Genomic DNA, 19,875 nt, shown 5'->3' on the forward strand with positions numbered 1-19,875 from the left:
TGTTGCTAATTAGCAGAGTTTTTTCGCGATATAATAAGAACGTATATTCCGAAAAGGAGGTGATACAAATTGATATCCCCCACTGTGCGCCTGTCAACGCAAAAGGGAGATAACTATGACAAAAGAGAAGCCAAGTAAGACTCCGAAACGAGTTTATTCAAAGAAAGAGCCAGAGGTATATCACTACCTCAATATTAAAGGTGAAAAACTATGGGGTTTTCGTCATCGGTACTATGATTCCATAGGAGACCGACGAGAAAAATCAAAGCAAGGTTTGAAATCCGAAAATATAGCTATTCGAGCCCTACTAGAAATTAAGACCGATTTAATTAATGGGGATATAAAAAAAGTAGATAATGCAAATTTGACTGTATCTGAGTGGCTGGATCATTGGTTTAAGACTTATAAAAATGATTGGAAAGTCACCTCGTTTATTCAACGAGAAGATGCAATTAAAAATCAAATGAAGCCATTGCTGGGCAAATTTAAGTTGTCGGAACTGAATCGGTCGACTTATAGACGGAAATATATAAATGTTTTATTGAAAAAATATGATCCTGGTACTGTTGTATTGTTTCATCGCCTATTTATAACAGCTATCAACTCAGCTATTGATGATGAAATTATTCCTCGAAACCGATTTACCAAGATTAAGATTGATGTTGATGAAAAAGTAGAGAAATTGAACTTTCTAACTGTAAATGAATTAAAGTCGTTTCTGACATCTGTTAAATCATTAGAAAATATTACAAATTACAGCGCTACATTATTACTAGCCTACACTGGATTACGTAAAGGTGAACTACAGGGACTTACCTGGAAAGATATCGACTTTAAGAAAAAAACGTTAACTGTTGATTGCACTCGTGATAAATACGGTAAACGTCCACCTAAGACAAAAAGAAGTTTTCGAACCATCTTAATTGACGAGATTGTTTTGGAACAAATTGAACTCTATCAAAAATGGTGCAAAAAGACTTTGTTCTCTTTCGGTAAACATTTAACGGATGATGATTATATTTTCATATCTTATCAATCAGGTACTCCAATTGGCGATAATACATTAAATGCTTGCTTTAACCGAATTGAGAAAAAAATAAAAACCAACGGTCTTACCCCACACGGTTTGCGACATACACATGCGACAATTCTTATTAGCCAAAGGGTCCCGTTAAAAACAATCGCTGACCGTTTAGGTAATACCCCAGAAATGGTATTAAAAGTTTACGGTCATTCTTACAAAGAATTGGAAGAGGAATCTGTTGCGGTTTTCGGACAAGTTATGACCATGTAATGGGGTGTTTTGGGGGAGCTATTGGGGGAGGTTTTGGAATAAACAGGTATATAGCTTTGATGTACAAGGGTTCTTAGTTATGGTGGATTCTACAGCAGAAAGTAATACTTTGTAACCTAAAACCCTTAAAGTCGAGTAACATCGACTTTAAGGGTTTTTTCTATTTATCCGCTATGATTCAGTATAAAAAATACTTTTTTAAAATAATATCAAATAGTTGCCTTTACGTTTTCATTAAACTATTATTGTTAGTTGTAAAACAGTAATAAATTAAAGAGTGCTTCAAAAGCATTCTAACTAAAAGGAGATTTTCAGTATGGGACGTTTAGATGATAAAGTTGTTCTGATTACAGGTGGGGCATCAGGTATGGGCGAGAAAATGGTAAAATTATTTGCATCAGAAGGTGCTACTGTAATCGCTACAGACATTAATGAAGCTGGTCTTCAAAAGGTATTAAAACCTAATCAGATTCACGGCATGGTACTTGACGTTTCATCAGACGAAGATTGGGTAAAAGTTTCAGCCGATATTGTCGAGCAATTTGGTCGCATTGATATCTTGATAAACAATGCTGGAATCTCTTCTGAAAAATCTGCAGCAGATACTACACTAAAAGATTGGCAGCTAATGCTAACTATTAATGGCTTCGGTCCATTCCTAGGAATGAAACATGTTGCACCTCATATGGCAAGAGCCGGTAAAGGTTCTATTGTCAATATGTGTTCTTTCACTGCTCAAATCGGGATGGGCTTTAATACTTATACTGCTTCAAAAGGAGCTGTTCGTTCAATTTCTAAAGCGGCTGCAACAGAATACGGACGCTCTGGAGTTCGTGTGAACGCTGTTTTCCCAGGAGTTATCGAAACGCCAATGACGAATAATCTTAATGAGTCAAAGGAACTATTAAAACAATTGATTCAAATGACCCCACTACAACGTCTTGGTCAACCTGAAGATGTTGCAAATGCGGTTCTTTTTCTAGCATCAGACGAAGCTTCATTCATTACTGGAGCTGAGCTAGTTATTGATGGCGGTTATTCAGCACAATAATCAAAAAAGGAGCTGCACCGATAATTTCGGTGTAGCTCCTTTTATATTTATCAAATAAATTTAATCATTTTATATTTTTTCTTCCCACGACGTACAATTGTAAATGCATCTTCTAAACGATTGACAGCACCTACTTCATAAGCGGTATCCGTCACACGTTCCCCGTTCAGAGAAATTGCACCGTTTGTTACATCTTCACGAGCTTGTCTCTTTGAAGGCGAAACACCCGACTCAACAATAAAGTCAACAATATTTTTATCCATTTTCACCATTTCAAAAGTTGGAACACCTTTAAAAGCGTCTTTCATCTCACTTACAGTTAGCGCCTTTAAATCCCCACTGAATAATGCTTTAGAAATACGAATTGCTTGGTCTAATGCTTCTTGCCCGTGAACAAGCTTTGTCATTTCTTCTGCAAGTGTGTTTTGAGCTTTACGTAAATGTGGTTCCTCTTGAACTGCAACTTCAAGCCCCTCAATAGTTTCCTTGTCTAAAAACGTGAATATCTTCAAATACTTTAACACGTCACCATCAGCAGCATTTATCCAGAACTGGTAAAATTCATAAGGCGAAGTCTTTTTCGCATCTAGCCAAACAGCTCCCCCTGCAGTCTTTCCAAACTTAGTTCCATCCGATTTTGTTACAAGCGGGATCGTAAAACCAAATGCTTTCGTTTCCTCATCATGCATTTTGCGGATAACTTCTAATCCAGTTGTAATATTCCCCCACTGATCTGATCCACCAATCTGAACGCGACAGTTGTAATTGTCATATAGATGATTAAAGTCTGCTGCTTGGAGAAGCATATAAGAAAACTCTGTATAAGAAATCCCTTGATCAAGACGAGATGCGACATTATCTTTAGCAAGCATATAATTTACACTTAATAACTTTCCATAATCGCGGAAAAACTCAATTAAACTTATTTCACCGATCCAGTCATTATTATTGACCATTTTAGCACCGTTTTCAGAATTAAAATCAAATATCATTTCTAATTGCTTTTTGATACCTAGAACATTTCGAGCAACTTGATCAGTCGTTTGTAATTGTCTTTCCTCAGAACGTCCAGAAGGATCCCCAATCATTCCTGTAGCACCGCCAATTAACAATATAGGTTGATGGCCATGCATTTGAAAACGGCGCAGCGTAAGTAGCGGCACAATGTGTCCAATATGCATACTGTCCGCAGTAGGATCGACCCCACAGTATAAAGAAATCTTTTCTTTATTTAATAAACTCTTAAGTCCTTCCTCGTCTGTTTGTTGGTATAACAGACCTCTCCACTTTAAATCTTCAAGTAACTCATTCATCTTCTCAATCACTCCTTAATTATTGACATAAAAAAGCCCCTACACAATTATAAAAATTATGCAGGGACGCCAATTATGTAATTAACGCGGTACCACCCAGCTTGAGAATAAATTCTCCGCTTTAAACGCGATAACGCTGCGTATGCGTCGCACTCAAAAGCTGTAATTCATGAACGTGTACCGGACAACTTTCACCAACCGTTATCTCTCTATATCGGTTTAGACGTCACTACTTCGACTTTTTCATAATGCGTTTCATATAATATATCCTTTACTTTATCCTAATTTCTTAAGATGTCAATTAATATCGATTTATAGGTAAAAAAATATGGTATAATGATTAAGATTTAAGGAGGTCGATTTTGTTGAGCGAAAATAAAAAAAATCGGATTAATCTAATAGAAGAAAAGTTAGAAACGTTTAATCAAACAAAGTGGGCAGAGAGATTACGGATTACTTCTGCAGTTTCATGGAACTTATTATTACTCTTTATTGTATTTGGTCTCACACTATCTGTATTCGCAGCTTCAGTTGGCGCTGGTTATTTCGCTTCACTTGTTGCAAAAGAACCATTAAGACCTAAAGACGAAATGAGAAATGAGATTTTTAGTTATGAAGAGACTTCTGAAATTTATTCGAATGGCGTATACCTAAGAAAAGTAAGTTCAGATATCGAACGTACAGAAATACATCTTAATCAAGTTTCTCAGTATGTTATCGACGCCGTTATGGCGACAGAAGATGAATATTTTAAAACACATAGTGGAATTGTTCCAAAAGCTGTATTCAGAGGACTATTTCAGGATGTTACAAATTCAGATAGCCAAACAGGTGGCTCGACATTAACACAGCAGCTCATAAAAAACCAAATTTTAACAAATGAAGTATCTTATGAGAGAAAAGCAAAGGAAATACTACTTGCTATGCGTCTTGAACATTTCATGGATAAAGATGAGATTCTCGAAGCTTACCTTAATATCATACCTTATGGAAGAAATGCTAACGGTAATAATATTGCGGGTATTGAAGCAGCTGCAGAGGGAATTTTTAATGTTACTGCGAAAGAATTAACATTGCCGCAATCTGCATATATTGCTGGTATTCCGCAGGCTCCATTTGCTTACACGCCATTTTACAATGCAGGGCGCGGTCAAAAAGAGGATGAATTTTTACAACCAGGTATTAAACGCATGCGCACAGTATTATTTAGAATGAAAGAAACAGGTTACATAACTGAACAACAATATGAAGAATCAGTCTCTTATGACATTACAAAAGATTTTAGAGAACAAACGACACCATCTAATGAACACTATCCGTATTTGACGGAAGAAATACAAAATCGGACAATTAAAATTCTTTCGAAAATAATTGCCCAAGAAGATGGCATAGACCCTGAACGTCTTAATGTAGAAATCAAGTTAAGTGAAAAATATGCAATTTTAGCAGAACGCTCTATGAGAAATGATGGTTTCCGCATTCATGCGACTGTCGACTTAGAACTTTATGACGCGATGAACAATACAGCTGCTGAATATGAAAAATACGGTTATACATATACCGACGAGAAAAAAGATAAAGAAACTGGAGAAACAGTTATTACAAAGTACCCTGTACAAGTGGGCGCAATTATGATTGAAAATAGCACTGGGAAAATTCTTTCTTTCGTAGGTGGACGTGATTACGAAAATGAAGCCGTCAACCATGCTACACAAAGTTTTAGACAAAATGGCTCTACGATGAAACCATTGCTTGTTTTTGCTCCTGCTATCGAATACGGTTTGATGGGTGCTGGTAGTCCAGTCGTTGATGTAAAGTTGAATCTAAGAGGTTGGAAACCAGTTAACTTTTTGAGTAATCAAGAACTTGGAATTATTCCAGCTAGACAAGCACTTGCATCTTCACAAAACCTTGCAACAGTTAGACTATATGCAGATATAATAAATCGCCGACCAGCTGAATACTTAGCCAAGATGGGGTTTTCAAAATTACAAGATGTTGACTATGAAAATCCCTCGCTCGCCCTTGGAGCGATGAATATCGGCACAACAGTTGAAGAAAATACCAACGCATTTGGAACATTTGCAAATGGTGGTAAATTTATCAAGAGCTATATGATTGAAAAAATTGAGGATCGTAACGGAAACATCATTTTCCAAGAAGAAATAAAACCTGTAGACGTGTTCAGTCCGCAAACGGCTTATATCATTACTGATATGCTACGTGATGTACCAAAATCAGGTACTGCAACAAATATGAAAAATAACCTTAACTTTAACATCGATATTGCAGCGAAAACAGGTACAACTGATTCCTATAGTGATGCATGGCTTGTTGGGTATAATCCAAACGTTTCAATGGGCCTCTGGATCGGTTACAAATACCAAACACTTTCCTTACAAGGAAAAGGAAACGGAAGTTATGGCACATCAAATACTAGAACAACTAAACTTTTTGCTAACCTGTTAAATACAGCGAACAAAACAAAACCTGAACTTATCGGAGCAACTGCAAGATTTCAACAGCCGAAAGGGGTCGTTAGTCGTTCATTTTGCGGCATTTCAGGTCTTGCGCCATCTGCGGCTTGTTCAGCTGCAGGACTTGTTCGATCTGATTTATTTAACGCAAATGTATTTTTACCGAATAAAGCTGATGACAGTCTAATTTCTGGTTCTTATGTTTCAATAAGAGGTTCACGCTATCTCGCCTTAGCTTCAACGCCAAGCGAATTTATCGTACAAGGTGGCACAGGTGTAAACGCAGCATTTATTAAACGTATGCTTGGTCCATTAGGCGGCGATGCTTCAAAATTATTTCCATCAAACTCGATTTTCGCTTCTAATATCGTATCCGGAGCTGAATTTCCTGCTGAAGGCGGTCCGCCCGCAGGTGTTCAAGCAGCGATAAATGGTTCTACCATGTCTTGGGGCGCTTCTCCTTCGAATGACGTAATCGGTTATTATGTTTACAACAACAATACAAAAGTAGGCGTTATAAGAGACCAAGGCGCTAAATCATTTCCAATCGGAAATGGCTCGTATACCGTTCGTGCCGTTGATATTACTGGTCAATTATCTAACCCATCAAATCCAATTACAATGAAAGAGATTGTTAAGGAGGAAGAAAAAGAAAAAGAAAAAGAAGAAGAAATAGCACCTCCAGTAACAGAAACACCTGTTGTTCCAAAACCACCAACCAAACCACCTACCTCACCACCTGGTGACAATGGAAATGGCGAGGATACTAATATTGATCCTCCCACAAACGGGAATGGGAATGGGAATGGCAACAATAGTGGAAATGAAGACAACAGCGGAGATAGTAATAACGGAGAAAATGCGAATGGAGAATAGTTTTATAAGCATATGTACAGTCAAATTTTGACTGTACATATGCTTTTTCCTATTCAATTCACATATTTTTTTAAAATTCAGGTATAATAAAATAAATAAACTGTCTTTTCCGCCAAATTTTTCAGTCCGATTATTAACTAGTTTATAATTTTTTCAACTTACATAAAAGGAAGTATCAACAAGCACGAAATTACTTTATTTAAAAGTTTAAAAGAAAATCATTAAAAGGTGGTGATTGAATTGGAACATAAAAAAGAATACAATGCATTAGAAATTACTCATAAAAATGGTAACGTCGTTGTGGAAGGTCCGATATCAGCAGATGAATTATCTGCGCTTGATTTCCATGAAGATTTAACAGCTTTTAGACTTCCCCACTTACAACATAAAGCGCTGATAAAAATCGCAGCATTTCCTGAGGGACGTATTTTAATTGTGCGTGATAAAAATGAAGTTGTTGGTTATGTTACATATGTCTATCCAGACCCACTCGAACGGTGGTCGGAGGGCAAAATGGAAAACTTGATTGAACTAGGCGCAATTGAAGTTATTCCTAAATTTAGAGGCGGCGGTATTGGGAAAGCACTACTTACCGTTTCAATGATGGACGATGCCTTGGAAGACTTTATCATCTTGACTACAGAATATTATTGGCATTGGGATTTAAACGGGACGGGGTTAAACGTCTGGGAATATCGAGAAGTTATGAAGAAAATGATGAGTGCAGGCGGACTTGAATATTATGCAACTGACGACCCCGAGATAAGTTCACATCCTGCTAACTGTTTGATGGCTAGAATCGGAAAAAGAGTTGACCCTGAATCAATTCAACAATTTGATAAGCTTCGATTTAAAAATCGTAGATAATTTAAAAAGGAGTGATTAGATGTTAATTGAAGAAATAATGGTTAACAATGTTATTACGCTTTCACCAAGTCATACGGTTAAAGATGCTATTCAAATAATGAAGGAAAATAATATCCGTCACTTACCTATAATAACTTCTACTAGATCTGTTGTTGGCATTGTTACGGATCGCGATTTAAAAGAAGTAATTCCATCAAGTCTTTCAGAAATTAAAGACATGAATATTTATAACACTCTTCTCTCAGAAGTAATGACAAGGAATCCAATAACAGGTCATCCCATGGATTTTGTTGAAGAATCTGCTAATGTTTTTTATCAATACAACATCGGTTCGTTACCAATTATCTCCAATGATAAGCTCGTAGGAATCATTACAGAAACAGACCTTTTGTATAATTATATCGAACTTACTGGTGCGCACCAACCAGGTTCACAAATCGAAGTACGTGTACCAAACACTCCCGGAATCTTATTTGAAGTCTCGAAAGTTTTTTATAAACAAAAAATAAATGTATTAAGCGTTCTCGTTTATCCAGATAAACAAAATGAAATGAATAAAATACTAGTATTTCGTGTAAAAACAATGAATCCAATTAGTATTATCGAAAGCATTAAATTCGAAGGGTTTGAGGTATTATGGCCAAATACCCCCGGGATTTCGTTATGAAGAACGCAGTATTTATTTATTCAGAAGAACAACTTAGTTACTCTTTTTCCGAAACACATCCATTTAATCAAAAACGCATCTTATTAACATTGGATCTTTTAAAAAAAATGGGGGAAATTGAAAATACAGATATTATTGCACCAAGAAAAGCAACCGATGAAGAACTTCTTCTAGCACATGATAAGAAGTTCATTAATATAGTAAAGAAAGCAGGAAAAGGCGAATTAAGTAAACAAGCCGGTGAAATTTTCGGCATAGGAACTGAGGACACACCCATTTTCCCTAATATGCACGAAGCAAGTGCAATGCTTGTAGGCGGAACACTGACTGCTGTTGATGAAGTCATGACAGGTCGAGCCCGTTACGCCCTAAATCTAGGTGGAGGTCTACATCACGGATTTAAGGGACGTGCTTCTGGATTTTGTGTTTATAATGACAGTTCGGTTGCAATAAAATATCTCCAGGAAAAGTATGGTGCTAGAGTCCTTTATATTGATACAGATGCCCATCACGGAGACGGCGTTCAATGGAGTTTTTATGATGATCCAGAAGTCTGTACTTTGTCAATTCATGAAACCGGCCGTTATTTATTCCCTGGAACTGGTGGTATAACAGAACGCGGCAACGGTTCAGGCTACGGTACTTCATTCAATTTTCCCATCGATGCATTTACTGAGGATGAATCATTTCTTACTGTTTATAAAACAGCAATTGCTGAAGTTGCAGCTTTTTTTAAACCAGATGTCATCTTAACTCAGAACGGTGCAGATGCGCATTATCTCGATCCACTTACACATTTATATGGATCCATGAATATCTTTAAAGAGATCCCACGAATTGCTCGAGAAATTGCCGAAGAGTACTGCGGAGGTCGTTGGATTGCCGTTGGCGGTGGAGGCTACGACATATGGCGTGTAGTTCCTCGCGCTTGGTCACATATTTGGCTAGCAATGAAAGGCAGCCCAGTTCCAACAGGACTTCTACCAGCTAGTTGGCTTGAATCATGGCAAGGCCAATCCCCCGTTTCCCTTATTAAAACGTGGGAAGATCCAGATAATCTATATGAGCCTATCCCAAGAAAAGCTGAAATAACGGAAAAAAATCTTCAAATGCTTAATCAATCTTTACATATGATTCGTAATAATAAATAAAAGATTGCCAAGAAACCGGATAAATTCCAATTTTTTAGGCAATCTCTTTTTATTTTATTGAATTTCGTTCTTCAAAACTATAAGGTAGTTGAATTTGTTTTTCATCTACCTCTTCATTGTTCATAAGTTTAGTAAGAAGCCTCATTGCAACCGCTCCAAGATCGTAGAGTGGGACAATAACAGATGTTAGCTGTGGTCTAACTACCCTTGCTAGTATAGAGTGCTGAAAACAAATAAGCTCAAAATCTTTAGGCACAGAATACCCAGAATCTTGAATACCATTTAAAAGACCCACCGATAGGGCATCATTTCCTGCAAGAAACGCTGTTGGCTTATTTTCCATTAAGTCAATTTGTTTCCAGGCTTCATAGGCACTGTCGTATGAGTTTTCAATCTCAATGATTAAATCCTCATCCAATTCCAATGAAGCTTCTTTTAAGGCGCGTTCAAAGCCTACTTTTTTATACTCTCTGTTTATATCTCGCGTTAAAGGACCAGTGACGAAGGCGATTCGCTGATGACCATTAACGATTAATCTTTTAGTTGCATTGTAAGCGGCTTCTTCGTAATTAATATTCACCGTCGGAAATTGACTTATCTTATCTACAGTCCCCGCAAGCACAACTGGGGCATTTGCAAGTGACATTTCTTTTCGAACTTCTTCAGTCATTGAATCGCTCATAAAAATTAAGCCGTCGACTTGTTTACCAAAGAGATCTACTAAGAGGTCCACTTCTCTATCAGGTCGCTTATCGGAGTTAGAGATAATAATGTTATATTCGTACATTGTCGCAACATCGGCAATACCTCTAGATAATTCAGCGTAGAAGCTTTTCGACATATCCGGTATTATTACGCCAACAGTAGTCGTCTTCTTACTTGCTAAACCTCTTGCAACTGCATTTGGACGATAACCTAGTTCCTCAATGCAATCTAACACTTTTCTTCTTGTCGAAGGTTTTACATTTTGATTTCCATTAACTACTCTTGAAACAGTCGCCATAGAAACATTGGCCTCACGGGCAACGTCATAAATTGTTACCGCCATCCATTTCCCCTCCTTTTCAAAATAAAAAACCGGGCCCTTTTAGCTGGCCCGGTGTATGATCATGCGATTGGTTCGTGAGCCTTCAGGTATTTCATCATTTGTGAGTAGAACTCGTCAAATTGATCAAAATCCATTTGTTGAGCCGCATCAGATAAAGCAACAGCTGGATCTGGATGTACTTCAGCCATAACACCATCTGCCCCAACTGCAAGTGCCGCCTTAGCAGTCGGAATAAGTAGATCTCGTCTCCCTGTCGAGTGCGTGACATCAACGAAAACCGGTAAATGCGTTTCTTGTTTCAAGATTGGAACAGCTGAAATATCTAGCGTGTTACGCGTTGCACGTTCGTATGTACGAATCCCGCGTTCGCAAAGAATAATTTGACTATTACCTTGAGACATAATATATTCGGCCGCATTTATAAATTCTTCAATTGTGGCAGAAAGTCCACGTTTTAAAAGAACTGGTTTATTATAAGAACCTGCTTCTTTAAGCAACTCAAAGTTATGCATATTACGAGCTCCAATTTGAATGACGTCGATATACTCGAGCGCTTCTTCAATATGTGCTGGTGTTGTAATTTCAGAAATAATTCCTAAGCCCGTTTCATCTGCAACTCTTTTTAGGATTTGTAATCCTTCAAGTCCTAAGCCTTGGAAATCATATGGAGAAGTTCTTGGCTTGTATGCGCCACCTCTTAATAATTTCTCGCCCTTAGATTTAACTTTTTGCGCAACTGATAAAACCTGTTCATAGGATTCAACTGCACAAGGTCCGAAAATAAATGTCGGTTGACCATTTCCAATTGCTACGTCATTCACTGTCACAATTGTATCTTCTGCTTTTCTTTTACGAGAAACAAGAAGTGCTTTACGTTGGTCGTCTTGCTGAACTTCAAGCGCTGACATGAATATCCCTTTAAAAATCTGTTCCATTATGCTATTAGGAATCGGTCCTTGATTATATTCTTTTAGATAATTTAGCATTTCACGCTCTCGGATAGGATCATATCTATTGACACCTTGCTTTTCTTTTAACTTTCCAATTTCTTGGACAGCTGCTGTCCGTTCATTAATTAAATCTAAAACTTGTGTATTTAAACCATCAACTCGTTCACGTAGTTCATCAAGATTAAGATGTCCCATAGTACGTCTCCTCCCTATACATATGATTCCCTTTCAGTAGCCAGGAATATATGTTACATTTTTAGATAATAGAATAAGTATAATGTAGAATATTAGATAAGTCACGCAATATCTTATAACACTAACAATAAATCGAGCTATTCGCGAAAGAAAGGATGAATTTTTGTGACAACAACATTATTCGCACTAGATATCGGTACGCGATCAGTCGTAGGAATTATCTTAGAAGTAGAGGGCGAAAATTATCATATAGCTGATTTAATTTCAATCGAACATAAAGAGAGATCGATGATTGATGGACAAATACATAACATTTTAAGTGTAGCAAATGTCATCACCGAGATTAAAAAAAAATTGGAGGTGAAACATGGCCCTTTAAATAAAGTCAGTGTAGCAGCCGCCGGAAGAGCTTTGAAAACGGTTGAAGGTAAAATGGAAATTGATATCACTGAAAGGTCTTTAATTTCAACCGAAGATATTAATCACCTTGAACTCGCAGCGGTACAAAAAGCCCAACAAAAGCTTTTGGCGAATACTTCGGTAACGAAAATTGATCATTATTACTGTGTCGGCTATTCTGTTATTCACTATAAATTGGACGGTGAAGAGATTGGTAACTTAATAGACCAAACAGGAAGAACTGCATCAGTAGATGTCATTGCTACATTCCTTCCTCGCGTTGTAGTAGAGTCACTTTTGTCTGCTTTAAAACGTTCAGGACTCGAAATGGACGCCTTAACGCTAGAACCCATTGCAGCTATACAGGTTCTCATACCACCTTCTATGCGACGGCTCAATGTTGCACTTGTCGACATTGGTGCTGGAACATCAGACATTGCAATAACCGATGATGGTACAGTAATTGCTTATGGGATGGTACCTATTGCAGGAGACGAAGTTACGGAAGCACTAAGCAGTAATTATTTACTAGACTTTACAGCAGCAGAAAATGTAAAACGTGAATTATCGACAAATGACCATGTTATCATAACCGATATTCTTGGATTCGAAGAAAATTTAGCAACTTCTGAAGTGAATAAAATTATAAAACCAACGATTCAACGTCTTGCAAAATCAATATCTGCCGAAATTAAAAAACTAAATCACGGAAAATCACCGAAAGCTGTTATTTTAGTAGGCGGTGGAAGCTTAACATCAGATTTGCCCAAAGAAATAAGTACATATTTAGATTTGCCTGAAAACAGAGTTGGTATTCGAGGTTTGGAAGCACTATCCGGTATAACAAAAGAAGCAGATATCGGTTCTACTCCTGACCTGGTTACACCAATAGGCATTGCAATTGCAGGCAGGCGAGCACCGATACATTATATGTCTGTAACAGTAAACAAGAAAATGATCCGTCTTTTTGATTTAAAGGAAACTACTATCGGAGATGCCTTATTAGCAACAAATATTTCAGCAGGGCAGCTATACGGAAAACCCGGACACGGAATGACAATAGTAGTAAATGGGAATAACCTAATCATACCAGGCGGACACGGGACACCTTCTACAATTATGTTAAATGGAAATGGAGCAAGCTCAAAAGATTTATTGAAAAATGGCGATATAGTTGAATTAGTTCCCGGAAATGATGGAAGGGATGCAACTGCAACACCCCTTGACTTATTTGAGGATGCATTACCCATTCACATAACAATAAATGGGCAGCCAATATTATTAGAACCAACTATACTAATAAACAATGAACCACAAGCACTAGAAAAACCTATAAATGATCGCGACAAAGTAATTTTCAGGCAAGAGCACACGCTAGCGGCAGCACTTAAAAGTAGTCGTTTACTAACCTTACAAACAGAAAAGACACTCACAATTAAAGTTAATAATCAACCAATAGTTATTCAAAATAGGCCACAACAAGCATACCTAAATAACATACCTATTAAACCAAATCACCTTCTAAAGAATGGTGATGAAGTAATCATTCAAAAGCCAGTAAATCCTACAGCAATGGAAATTGCATTAATAACTGGTGAAAAACTTGGCGAAAAAGTTAGCGTTACTTTTAATAATGAAGTAATAGATATTTCAAAAGATAAACTTAGTTTCAAATTAAACGACGAAATAGTTGAAGGAACTGTAATCGTAAAACCCAATGACCGATTAGAGCTTACTAGGATAAACAAAGGGCCGATTATCTTTAGCGATATTTTCGCATTTACTGATTATAATCTACCTTCAAATACAACCGGCTCGTACTCACTTTTAAGGAATAATCAACCTATCGGATTCACCGACCCAATTTTCGGTGGTGATAGGCTAGAAATTAAATTTATAACGTAACTATAAAAACTCCCTTAAATCGAATTCGATTTAAGGGAGTTTTTACTGTTCTACTTGTTTAATATCTATTATTTAGTCGTTTTTTCTTTCTCTTCAACGGCTTCTTTCAATGCTTCACCAGCAGATGTAACTTCTTCAACAGAATTAGATAACTTCTCTTTAATATCAGCTGTTATCTTTTCGACAAATTCAGTTGCCTCTTCACCTTCTGATGATGTAGTGCCATCGTCCATAGGTACAGAAGTTTTTGATGCTATTGATTTTACTTTATCGACAAGTTGTCCCGATTGTTCTTGTAGCGTTTTAGAAATACCTTCTGTTTTTTCTTTTGCTACCGCTGTGAACTCAGTTGCTTTTTCTTTTGCAACAGATGAAATTTCAGTTGCTTTATCTTTGGCAACTGAAGAAAACTCGGTCGCTTTTTCTTTTGCTACAGTGCTCATTTCAACACTTTTATCTTTTAGAGTTATTGCTTGTGAAGAAAAATCTTCTCGCATTTCCTTACCTGTTTTAGGCGCAAGGAATAATGCTGCTGCTGCACCTATTACACCACCGACTACTGCCCCTAACAGAAAACTACTTGCACCTGAATCTTCGTCCTCATAATAAAAAGAGTCCGTATATCCTCTGTCATAATAATTACTTGGCAAATTAGTAGCTTGTCCCATCTGATTTTCATATTGATTGTTATTCGGGTTAAATTCGTGGTTATTCTTCGGGTCATTATAATTAGGTTTTCCATTATTGTCTTGGCTCATGTCTATTCCTCCAGTTTTTTACTGCTATCTAAATCATATGTTATTTATAAATAAGTTCTTTAATTTGGATTATAGTCTTTCCAACCCCGTGAGCTTGTTCGACTTTCTCTCAACTTATCAATTATTCCAATACCGACATGACTCCATTGAATAACTTGTGCAATTTTGTCACTATTTCTCTCCGCTTCTACCGTCACAGAATTGGATACTCGGCGTACAGAAGAATTAATACTTGTAACAGAGTCACCAACACCTTTTACTGCGTCAACAACTGCATTTAATTTTTCAGACTTTCTTTGAATATCTTCCGCTAAATTATTTGTCTTGTGGAGTAGTGCTGTAGTTTCTGTCGTTACCCCCTCAAGTTGAACAGACAAACCATCCATCGTTTCAGATACGCTCTTCAAAGTACGTTTTAATGAGAATAAAGTCATCGATAGACTGACACATAAGATGAAAAAAGCAACTGCCGCAATAATGGCTGCTATGTACAAAAATGATTCCATGGCATTACCTCCCTTAATATAACAATGTTATACCCGTAATTCGAAAAAATTAATCATTTTTACTTACTACTACTTATTCGACACCATCCATCATTTCCCTTTTTTAAAATAGAAAAAGTTTGATGGTAAAAACAAAACAGCCCTACTCTTTCTATATCAGGCTGTTTTCTCTTTATCCAAAAAGTCTTTAAATGCAAGTAAATATTTTTGTATATCCCCCGCGCCCATAAACAAATAAGCAGAATTTCTATGTTTATCTAATTCTGATATAGATTCAAGCTCAAGGTATTTTGCGTTTGGTACTTTTTCAATTAATTCATTAATCGTTAAACTTCCAGAATTTTCCCGTGCTGAACTAAAAATATCACAGAGATATACTTGGTCTGCCGTTAATAAGCTTTCAGCAAACTCATCTAGAAGAGCTGCTGTCCGTGTAAATGTATGAGGTTGAAAAATAGCAACTATTTCTTTACCAGGATACTTTTGTTTGGCCGATTGTAATGTAGCTTTAATTTCTGTCGGATGATGAGCATAATCATCTACAATAATACGACCTTCGCTTTCAATTACAGTAAATCGTCTTTTAACTCCATGAAATGAATACAATCTCTCTTGAATAATGAAGTTAGGAACGTTCTCATTGTGACTAAATGCAATTACGCTTAGTGCGTTAAGAATTGCATGATCTCCGGTTAATGGAATTGTAAATGAATCGAATAACTCGCCTTTGATATAAACATCAAATGTTGAACCAGCTGCTTCTTTCACAATATGTCTTGCTGAAAAGTCATTCGACTCATCAAATCCATAGTAAAATATCGGAACTTCTGCTTTAAGTTTCCTTAAATTCTTGTCGTCGCCACAAACAATAAGTGCTTTTTTCGCCAGTAACGCCATATCACCAAATGCGTCTAAGACATCATCTAGGTCCTTAAAATAATCTGGATGATCAAAATCTATATTCGTCATTATGACATAATCCGGCGAATAAGCTAGGAAATGCCGTTTGTATTCACATGCCTCAAACACAAAGTATTCGGCATCATATAAACCCTTCCCAGTTCCATCACCTACTAAATACGATGTAGGTGCGTATCCTTCTATAACATGTGATAGAAGGCCTGTAGTAGACGTTTTACCATGAGAACCTGTTATACCGACAGAGATGAAATTCTTCATATAATCTCCTAAAAACTTGTGATAACGAATAACTTCGATACCCAGTTCTTTAGCTTTCAATAGTTCTGGATGACTATCAGGAAATGCATTACCAGCAATAACAACCATTCCAGGTTTAATATTCTTTTCATCAAACAAAAAAATTGGTATTTCCCTTTTACGTAAAGGTTCCTCTGTAAAAAAATACTTATCTACATCAGAACCTTGAATTTGGTGTGCTGAATCAAATAGGATTTGTGCGAGCGAACTCATACCTGAACCTTTGATACCAGTAAAATGAAACAATGTCATATGGCAGCCTCCTGGACCTAATTTAGTCCCTCTTTACTCAATTATCTATACCCTTTTTTACAATCTAATATGCAAACATCTAATTTCCAAAAACTAAAGAACAGATTCCGCAATTTGCACAAGATCACTTTCTGTCAATAAAACGTCACGCGCTCTACTGCCACGCTGTTCTGAAATAAAGCCACGCTTTTCAATGCAATCCATTAATTTAGCTGCACGATTATAACCAATACTAAAGTTACGTTGTAACAGTGAGGTAGATGCGCTTCCTTGTTCAAAAATAAATAAACAAGCATCTTCAAATAATGGATCGGTTTCTTCATCATCTACTGCACTTTTCAAAAGTTCATCTTGCCCAAATAAATATGTTGGGGATGCCTCTCGTTGAACATGATTTATTATACGCTCAATTTCATCATCCGTGACAAATGTCCCTTGTAACCTTACAGGAGAAGATTGACCATTTCCGATATAAAGCATATCACCTTTTCCAAGAAGTCGATCAGCACCCGCCGTATCAATAATCGTCCGTGAGTCTACTTGAGAGGAAACTGCAAATGCAATTCTTGTCGGTATATTCGCTTTAATTGTCCCTGTAATGACATCCACGGATGGACGTTGTGTTGCGATAATCAAATGAATACCACAAGCACGTGCTTTTTGCGCAATTCTACTAATAGAAATTTCAACATCTGCTGGTGCCATCATCATTAAATCTGAAAGTTCATCAATGACAATTAATAAATAAGGCATTTTTTTCGAAAAACTTCTACTTTCAATAGCTGCCTTATTGTAGCGTTCAATGTCTCTAACACCTGCATGTGCTAGTAACTCATATCTACGCTCCATTTCACCGACGGCCCACTTAAGTGCTGCCGTCGCAGCTTTTACATCAGTTATAACTGGACTAATCAAATGCGGAATACCATTAAACGGAGCAAGTTCTACCATTTTCGGATCAATTAGCATCATTTTCAAATCAGTCGGTGAAGCTTTATAAAGCAGACTGACAAGGATAGAATTGATGCAAACAGATTTACCTGACCCAGTAGCGCCCGCAATCATACCGTGCGGCATTTTTCGCAGGTCAAGCGTTACTGGCTTACCTGTTAGACTTAACCCTAGTACAGCCTCTAGTGGCGATTCAGAGCTACTAAACTCCTCCGTACCAATAACTTCTGATATACGCACAGGTCTCGTCGTTCGATTAGGTATTTCAATGCCTATTGAACTTCTACCCGGTATAGGTGCTTGAATCCTAATATCTTCGGCTGCAAGTGTAAGTTTTAAATCATCAGTCAAATTTCTAACACGGCTAACCTTTGTTCCTTGTCCTACTGTTAATTCAAAGCGCGTAACTGTAGGTCCTTGCATAGCCTCAATTACAGTTGCCTGGATACCGAAATGAGATAGTGATTCTTCTAGTCTCTCAGATTGTGAATCTAGCCACTCAGTATCTTCAATCTGTGTTTCAGGTGGAATTAATAAATCGATAGAAGGAAGTACATAATGCTGTTCTACCTCAATCATATCGTTTTCTAAACTAGCTTTAGTAGTAGATTCATCAATAACTTGTTGTTTAACCAAATGTGTTTCCTCTACATGATTAGTTTCTATGTTCATGGACATAACATTTTCTTCGGCAATTAACACCGTTCTCTCTACGTTTTTCTGTCTAGCATACGCTAGTTTTTGTTTATCTGATTTCAACATTAAAACGTTAAAAGGAACTATTTTTTCTTTTCTAATCAATTCAGATTCTGACTCAATTATTTGTTCTTCTGTTTCCTCTTCCAAAACCACTAGTTCTTGTGCTTCAATCTTGTCTTCCAAAACTACTGGTTCCTGTGCTTCGATCTCATCTTCCAAAACCACTGGTTCCTGTGCTTCGATCTCATCTTCCAAAACTAATGGTTCTTGTGCTTCAATTTCGTCTTCCAAAACCACTGGTTCTTGCGCTTCAATTTCGTCTTCCAAAACCACTTGTTCTTGCGCTTCAATTTCGTCTTCCAAAACCACTGGTTCTTGTGCTTCAATTTCGTCTTCCAAAACCACTTGTTCTTGCGCTTCAATCTCGTGTTCCAAAACCACTTGTTCTTGCGCTTCAATCTCGTGTTCCAAAACCACTTGTTCTTGCGCTTCAATTTCGTTTTCCAAAACCACTGGTTCTTGCGCTTCAATTTCGTCTTCCAAAACCACTTGTTCTTGCGCTTCAATTTCGTCTTCCAAAACCACTGGTTCTTGTTCTACGGTTTTTGGCACAATTTCAGATTCCTCAATTTGTTCAATAGCGACTATTCTTTCTGCTCGTTCCCCAAGTTCAAATCGACCAATTAAATCTGAGTTACTTGTTCCTAAATCAATAGATTCATCTGAAAACTCATCTTGATAAATCTCTTCTTTAATCAATAACTGTTTCTTAACAAATTCAGATTTCTTTGCACTTGAAAAACCATGAATAGGAGAAGGCACTTTAGTTGGTATGAATCGCTTGTTGGATCTTTTTTGAATCTTTCTTTCGATCGGCGGCGAGCTTTCTTCTGCACGAATCACTTTGTCCACGATTGACTTATCTCTTAAATTTCTATCGATGTTTTTTGTCTCTGTTTTGAACTTTGGCGCTTCACCAGATCTATATATATTTCCTGGTCTGGCATCCTTTGGAAACCGTTCATTATCATGTAATGGTGTAGGTTCATATTGCAAATTCTGACTTTCGCTCAAAGCGGTAGATTCCACGTATTCTTTTTCTTTAGTTGGTTCATCCCATCCGTATATCTCCGCATCAGTTATTATTGGAAACCGAAATGCAGGCTTAATACGTGATTCAGGAGTCGTTTCTTTTTTCTCATCAATTTGTTTAGCTATTTCTTGATTTTCAGTAAGATCATCTGTTTCACCAAACAATCTATTAATAAATGATTTAAATTTACTCAAGACAACCACTC

The 19,875-nt window shown here is 37.1% G+C and carries 14 protein-coding genes and 1 other annotated feature; of the genes, 7 read left to right on the forward strand and 7 right to left on the reverse strand.

Annotated features, from left to right (window positions below; translation table 11 throughout):
- Window positions 1–115 precede the first annotated feature (115 nt).
- Both AC3RV6_RS12065 and AC3RV6_RS12070 read left to right on the forward strand, forming a co-directional pair.
- Window positions 116–1,294 carry a tyrosine-type recombinase/integrase gene (locus AC3RV6_RS12065; RefSeq protein ID WP_489746289.1) on the forward strand — a complete coding sequence of 393 codons (1,179 nt, stop codon included), beginning with the start codon at window positions 116–118 and terminating at the stop codon, window positions 1,292–1,294.
- A gap of 316 nt (window positions 1,295–1,610) precedes the next feature.
- Window positions 1,611–2,345, forward strand: coding sequence for an SDR family NAD(P)-dependent oxidoreductase (locus tag AC3RV6_RS12070; RefSeq protein WP_489746290.1), 735 nt, complete (start codon window positions 1,611–1,613; stop codon window positions 2,343–2,345).
- Window positions 2,346–2,395: 50 nt separating this feature from the next.
- On the opposite strand, the gene tyrS is transcribed toward AC3RV6_RS12070, so the two are convergent.
- Entirely contained in the window at window positions 2,396–3,658 is a 1,263-nt protein-coding gene (gene tyrS, locus AC3RV6_RS12075; protein ID WP_489746291.1) for a tyrosine--tRNA ligase, read from the reverse strand.
- 59 nt (window positions 3,659–3,717) lie between these two features.
- Window positions 3,718–3,914 (reverse strand) — a binding site (T-box leader).
- A gap of 109 nt (window positions 3,915–4,023) precedes the next feature.
- Here tyrS and AC3RV6_RS12080 point away from each other — a divergent pair.
- The 4 genes from AC3RV6_RS12080 to AC3RV6_RS12095 all read left to right on the forward strand — a co-directional run bounded on the left by AC3RV6_RS12080 (window position 4,024) and on the right by AC3RV6_RS12095 (window position 9,696).
- The gene (locus AC3RV6_RS12080) at window positions 4,024–7,011 is read left to right on the forward strand and encodes a transglycosylase domain-containing protein (protein WP_489746292.1); all 2,988 of its coding nucleotides are present in this window, start codon (window positions 4,024–4,026) and stop codon (window positions 7,009–7,011) included.
- A 240-nt stretch (window positions 7,012–7,251) separates the two neighbouring features.
- The gene (locus AC3RV6_RS12085) at window positions 7,252–7,878 is read left to right on the forward strand and encodes a GNAT family N-acetyltransferase (RefSeq protein WP_489746293.1); all 627 of its coding nucleotides are present in this window, start codon (window positions 7,252–7,254) and stop codon (window positions 7,876–7,878) included.
- A gap of 19 nt (window positions 7,879–7,897) precedes the next feature.
- Window positions 7,898–8,545 carry an acetoin utilization AcuB family protein gene (locus tag AC3RV6_RS12090; RefSeq protein ID WP_489746294.1) on the forward strand — a complete coding sequence of 216 codons (648 nt, stop codon included), beginning with the start codon at window positions 7,898–7,900 and terminating at the stop codon, window positions 8,543–8,545.
- Window positions 8,542–9,696 (forward strand): acetoin utilization protein AcuC, encoded by a 1,155-nt coding sequence (locus tag AC3RV6_RS12095; protein ID WP_489746295.1) that lies wholly within the window; start codon window positions 8,542–8,544, stop codon window positions 9,694–9,696. The genes AC3RV6_RS12090 and AC3RV6_RS12095 overlap by 4 nt, the downstream gene beginning before the upstream one ends.
- A 49-nt stretch (window positions 9,697–9,745) precedes the next feature.
- Here the strand turns inward: AC3RV6_RS12095 and ccpA are convergent, their stop codons facing one another.
- Window positions 9,746–10,744, reverse strand: a complete 999-nt coding sequence (ccpA, locus tag AC3RV6_RS12100) for a catabolite control protein A (RefSeq protein ID WP_489746296.1) — start codon at window positions 10,742–10,744, stop codon at window positions 9,746–9,748.
- 59 nt (window positions 10,745–10,803) lie between these two features.
- Window positions 10,804–11,889, reverse strand: coding sequence for a bifunctional 3-deoxy-7-phosphoheptulonate synthase/chorismate mutase (locus AC3RV6_RS12105; protein WP_489746297.1), 1,086 nt, complete (start codon window positions 11,887–11,889; stop codon window positions 10,804–10,806).
- 165 nt (window positions 11,890–12,054) lie between these two features.
- Here AC3RV6_RS12105 and AC3RV6_RS12110 point away from each other — a divergent pair, with 165 nt between their 5' ends.
- The gene (locus AC3RV6_RS12110; protein WP_489746298.1) at window positions 12,055–14,193 is read left to right on the forward strand and encodes a cell division protein FtsA; all 2,139 of its coding nucleotides are present in this window, start codon (window positions 12,055–12,057) and stop codon (window positions 14,191–14,193) included.
- A 68-nt stretch (window positions 14,194–14,261) separates the two neighbouring features.
- On the opposite strand, the gene AC3RV6_RS12115 is transcribed toward AC3RV6_RS12110, so the two are convergent.
- From AC3RV6_RS12115 to AC3RV6_RS12130, 4 genes are all read right to left on the reverse strand, one after another.
- Window positions 14,262–14,951, reverse strand: coding sequence for a YtxH domain-containing protein (locus AC3RV6_RS12115; protein WP_489746299.1), 690 nt, complete (start codon window positions 14,949–14,951; stop codon window positions 14,262–14,264).
- Window positions 14,952–15,010: 59 nt separating this feature from the next.
- Window positions 15,011–15,457, reverse strand: coding sequence for a DUF948 domain-containing protein (locus tag AC3RV6_RS12120; RefSeq protein WP_489746300.1), 447 nt, complete (start codon window positions 15,455–15,457; stop codon window positions 15,011–15,013).
- A 156-nt stretch (window positions 15,458–15,613) separates the two neighbouring features.
- Window positions 15,614–16,927, reverse strand: coding sequence for a UDP-N-acetylmuramate--L-alanine ligase (gene murC, locus AC3RV6_RS12125; protein ID WP_489746301.1), 1,314 nt, complete (start codon window positions 16,925–16,927; stop codon window positions 15,614–15,616).
- A 93-nt stretch (window positions 16,928–17,020) separates the two neighbouring features.
- Window positions 17,021–19,864, reverse strand: coding sequence for a DNA translocase FtsK (locus AC3RV6_RS12130; RefSeq protein ID WP_489746302.1), 2,844 nt, complete (start codon window positions 19,862–19,864; stop codon window positions 17,021–17,023).
- Between the last annotated feature and the right edge of the window lie 11 nt (window positions 19,865–19,875).

The organism is Sporosarcina sp. So3-204, assembly GCF_058068165.1.

What these genes read in the sequence shown, in the direction of transcription:
- AC3RV6_RS12065 (WP_489746289.1), top strand. Translation starts at nt 116, where the DNA reads ATGACAAAAGAGAAGCCAAGTAAGACTCCGAAACGAGTTTATTCAAAG.
- AC3RV6_RS12070 (WP_489746290.1), top strand. Translation starts at nt 1,611, where the DNA reads ATGGGACGTTTAGATGATAAAGTTGTTCTGATTACAGGTGGGGCATCA.
- tyrS (WP_489746291.1), bottom strand. Translation starts at nt 3,658, where the DNA reads ATGAATGAGTTACTTGAAGATTTAAAGTGGAGAGGTCTGTTATACCAA.
- AC3RV6_RS12090 (WP_489746294.1), top strand. Translation starts at nt 7,898, where the DNA reads ATGTTAATTGAAGAAATAATGGTTAACAATGTTATTACGCTTTCACCA.
- AC3RV6_RS12095 (WP_489746295.1), top strand. Translation starts at nt 8,542, where the DNA reads ATGAAGAACGCAGTATTTATTTATTCAGAAGAACAACTTAGTTACTCT.
- ccpA (WP_489746296.1), bottom strand. Translation starts at nt 10,744, where the DNA reads ATGGCGGTAACAATTTATGACGTTGCCCGTGAGGCCAATGTTTCTATG.
- AC3RV6_RS12105 (WP_489746297.1), bottom strand. Translation starts at nt 11,889, where the DNA reads ATGGGACATCTTAATCTTGATGAACTACGTGAACGAGTTGATGGTTTA.
- AC3RV6_RS12115 (WP_489746299.1), bottom strand. Translation starts at nt 14,951, where the DNA reads ATGAGCCAAGACAATAATGGAAAACCTAATTATAATGACCCGAAGAAT.
- AC3RV6_RS12120 (WP_489746300.1), bottom strand. Translation starts at nt 15,457, where the DNA reads ATGGAATCATTTTTGTACATAGCAGCCATTATTGCGGCAGTTGCTTTT.
- murC (WP_489746301.1), bottom strand. Translation starts at nt 16,927, where the DNA reads ATGACATTGTTTCATTTTACTGGTATCAAAGGTTCAGGTATGAGTTCG.